Annotated in this window: 2 protein-coding genes and 1 pseudogene; 1 reads left to right on the top strand and 2 read right to left on the bottom strand. The window is 49.7% G+C overall.

Features of this window, described 5'->3' with window-relative positions:
* Together TEK04_RS21115 and TEK04_RS21105 are read right to left on the bottom strand one after the other, a co-directional pair.
* Positions 1-301 (bottom strand): annotated as a pseudogene (locus TEK04_RS21115) (hypothetical protein); the annotation flags it as partial.
* Between the two features lie 1161 nt (positions 302-1462).
* A complete protein-coding gene (locus tag TEK04_RS21105) occupies positions 1463-2323 on the bottom strand; it encodes a broad-spectrum class A beta-lactamase TEM-116 (RefSeq protein ID WP_000027050.1) in 861 nt (286 codons plus the stop codon).
* Between the two features lie 610 nt (positions 2324-2933).
* On the opposite strand from TEK04_RS21105, the gene TEK04_RS21100 reads away from it, so the two are divergent.
* The coding region (locus TEK04_RS21100) for a terminase gpA endonuclease subunit (protein ID WP_432277363.1) at positions 2934-3313 on the top strand (380 nt) is incomplete at its 3' end.

Raw genomic sequence — 3313 nt, 5'->3', positions numbered from 1 at the left:
GAACTTCATTTACAGTGGGGTACAACTGTGTTGGTTCTATTCCGTCAGTGTAGTTGATTTGTCGATCCAATTGTTGGAACGCTTCAATGGTTTCATAATTCAAGTTCCCAACACGCACATTGTTCAACATATCAATACACTCATTATCTCCCTTTTGTCTGAAAACTTGCTTAAACACCACGGTGTTTTCGATAACCTTATTCCAACTTTTAGCCAAAAAGCAGAATTTCGGCTGACCAGAATTATCCACAGGTGGCAATTGATAGAAATCACCGGGTACCGAGCTCGAATTCGTAATCATGTCATAGCTGTTTCCTGTGTGAAATTGTTATCCGCTCACAATTCCACACAACATACGAGCCGGAAGCATAAAGTGTAAAGCCTGGGGTGCCTAATGAGTGAGCTAACTCACATTAATTGCGTTGCGCTCACTGCCCGCTTTCCAGTCGGGAAACCTGTCGTGCCAGCTGCATTAATGAATCGGCCAACGCGCGGGGAGAGGCGGTTTGCGTATTGGGCGCTCTTCCGCTTCCTCGCTCACTGACTCGCTGCGCTCGGTCGTTCGGCTGCGGCGAGCGGTATCAGCTCACTCAAAGGCGGTAATACGGTTATCCACAGAATCAGGGGATAACGCAGGAAAGAACATGTGAGCAAAAGGCCAGCAAAAGGCCAGGAACCGTAAAAAGGCCGCGTTGCTGGCGTTTTTCCATAGGCTCCGCCCCCCTGACGAGCATCACAAAAATCGACGCTCAAGTCAGAGGTGGCGAAACCCGACAGGACTATAAAGATACCAGGCGTTTCCCCCTGGAAGCTCCCTCGTGCGCTCTCCTGTTCCGACCCTGCCGCTTACCGGATACCTGTCCGCCTTTCTCCCTTCGGGAAGCGTGGCGCTTTCTCATAGCTCACGCTGTAGGTATCTCAGTTCGGTGTAGGTCGTTCGCTCCAAGCTGGGCTGTGTGCACGAACCCCCCGTTCAGCCCGACCGCTGCGCCTTATCCGGTAACTATCGTCTTGAGTCCAACCCGGTAAGACACGACTTATCGCCACTGGCAGCAGCCACTGGTAACAGGATTAGCAGAGCGAGGTATGTAGGCGGTGCTACAGAGTTCTTGAAGTGGTGGCCTAACTACGGCTACACTAGAAGAACAGTATTTGGTATCTGCGCTCTGCTGAAGCCAGTTACCTTCGGAAAAAGAGTTGGTAGCTCTTGATCCGGCAAACAAACCACCGCTGGTAGCGGTGGTTTTTTTGTTTGCAAGCAGCAGATTACGCGCAGAAAAAAAGGATCTCAAGAAGATCCTTTGATCTTTTCTACGGGGTCTGACGCTCAGTGGAACGAAAACTCACGTTAAGGGATTTTGGTCATGAGATTATCAAAAAGGATCTTCACCTAGATCCTTTTAAATTAAAAATGAAGTTTTAAATCAATCTAAAGTATATATGAGTAAACTTGGTCTGACAGTTACCAATGCTTAATCAGTGAGGCACCTATCTCAGCGATCTGTCTATTTCGTTCATCCATAGTTGCCTGACTCCCCGTCGTGTAGATAACTACGATACGGGAGGGCTTACCATCTGGCCCCAGTGCTGCAATGATACCGCGAGACCCACGCTCACCGGCTCCAGATTTATCAGCAATAAACCAGCCAGCCGGAAGGGCCGAGCGCAGAAGTGGTCCTGCAACTTTATCCGCCTCCATCCAGTCTATTAATTGTTGCCGGGAAGCTAGAGTAAGTAGTTCGCCAGTTAATAGTTTGCGCAACGTTGTTGCCATTGCTACAGGCATCGTGGTGTCACGCTCGTCGTTTGGTATGGCTTCATTCAGCTCCGGTTCCCAACGATCAAGGCGAGTTACATGATCCCCCATGTTGTGCAAAAAAGCGGTTAGCTCCTTCGGTCCTCCGATCGTTGTCAGAAGTAAGTTGGCCGCAGTGTTATCACTCATGGTTATGGCAGCACTGCATAATTCTCTTACTGTCATGCCATCCGTAAGATGCTTTTCTGTGACTGGTGAGTACTCAACCAAGTCATTCTGAGAATAGTGTATGCGGCGACCGAGTTGCTCTTGCCCGGCGTCAATACGGGATAATACCGCGCCACATAGCAGAACTTTAAAAGTGCTCATCATTGGAAAACGTTCTTCGGGGCGAAAACTCTCAAGGATCTTACCGCTGTTGAGATCCAGTTCGATGTAACCCACTCGTGCACCCAACTGATCTTCAGCATCTTTTACTTTCACCAGCGTTTCTGGGTGAGCAAAAACAGGAAGGCAAAATGCCGCAAAAAAGGGAATAAGGGCGACACGGAAATGTTGAATACTCATACTCTTCCTTTTTCAATATTATTGAAGCATTTATCAGGGTTATTGTCTCATGAGCGGATACATATTTGAATGTATTTAGAAAAATAAACAAATAGGGGTTCCGCGCACATTTCCCCGAAAAGTGCCACCTGACGTCTAAGAAACCATTATTATCATGACATTAACCTATAAAAATAGGCGTATCACGAGGCCCTTTCGTCTCGCGCGTTTCGGTGATGACGGTGAAAACCTCTGACACATGCAGCTCCCGGAGACGGTCACAGCTTGTCTGTAAGCGGATGCCGGGAGCAGACAAGCCCGTCAGGGCGCGTCAGCGGGTGTTGGCGGGTGTCGGGGCTGGCTTAACTATGCGGCATCAGAGCAGATTGTACTGAGAGTGCACCATATGCGGTGTGAAATACCGCACAGATGCGTAAGGAGAAAATACCGCATCAGGCGCCATTCGCCATTCAGGCTGCGCAACTGTTGGGAAGGGCGATCGGTGCGGGCCTCTTCGCTATTACGCCAGCTGGCGAAAGGGGGATGTGCTGCAAGGCGATTAAGTTGGGTAACGCCAGGGTTTTCCCAGTCACGACGTTGTAAAACGACGGCCAGTGCCAAGCTTGCATGCCTGCAGGTCGTTTACCTTACCGAAATCGGTACGGATACCGCGAAAGAGCAGATTTATAACCGCTTCACACTGACGCCGGAAGGGGATGAACCGCTTCCCGGTGCCGTTCACTTCCCGAATAACCCGGATATTTTTGATCTGACCGAAGCGCAGCAGCTGACTGCTGAAGAGCAGGTCGAAAAATGGGTGGATGGCAGGAAAAAAATACTGTGGGACAGCAAAAAGCGACGCAATGAGGCACTCGACTGCTTCGTTTATGCGCTGGCGGCGCTGCGCATCAGTATTTCCCGCTGGCAGCTGGATCTCAGTGCGCTGCTGGACTCTAGAGGATCCCCCTTCTTCAGCGCTTTAAATGACATTGTTTCGTTTCTCTATGTTTG

The organism is Klenkia sesuvii, from assembly GCF_037083825.1.
Taxonomy (GTDB): domain Bacteria; phylum Actinomycetota; class Actinomycetes; order Mycobacteriales; family Geodermatophilaceae; genus Klenkia; species Klenkia sesuvii.
Note: the sequence above shows the minus strand (reverse complement) of the source record. Positions and strands in the feature narration are given on the sequence as shown.

What these genes read in the sequence shown, in the direction of transcription:
- TEK04_RS21105 (WP_000027050.1), bottom strand. Translation starts at nt 2,323, where the DNA reads ATGAGTATTCAACATTTCCGTGTCGCCCTTATTCCCTTTTTTGCGGCA.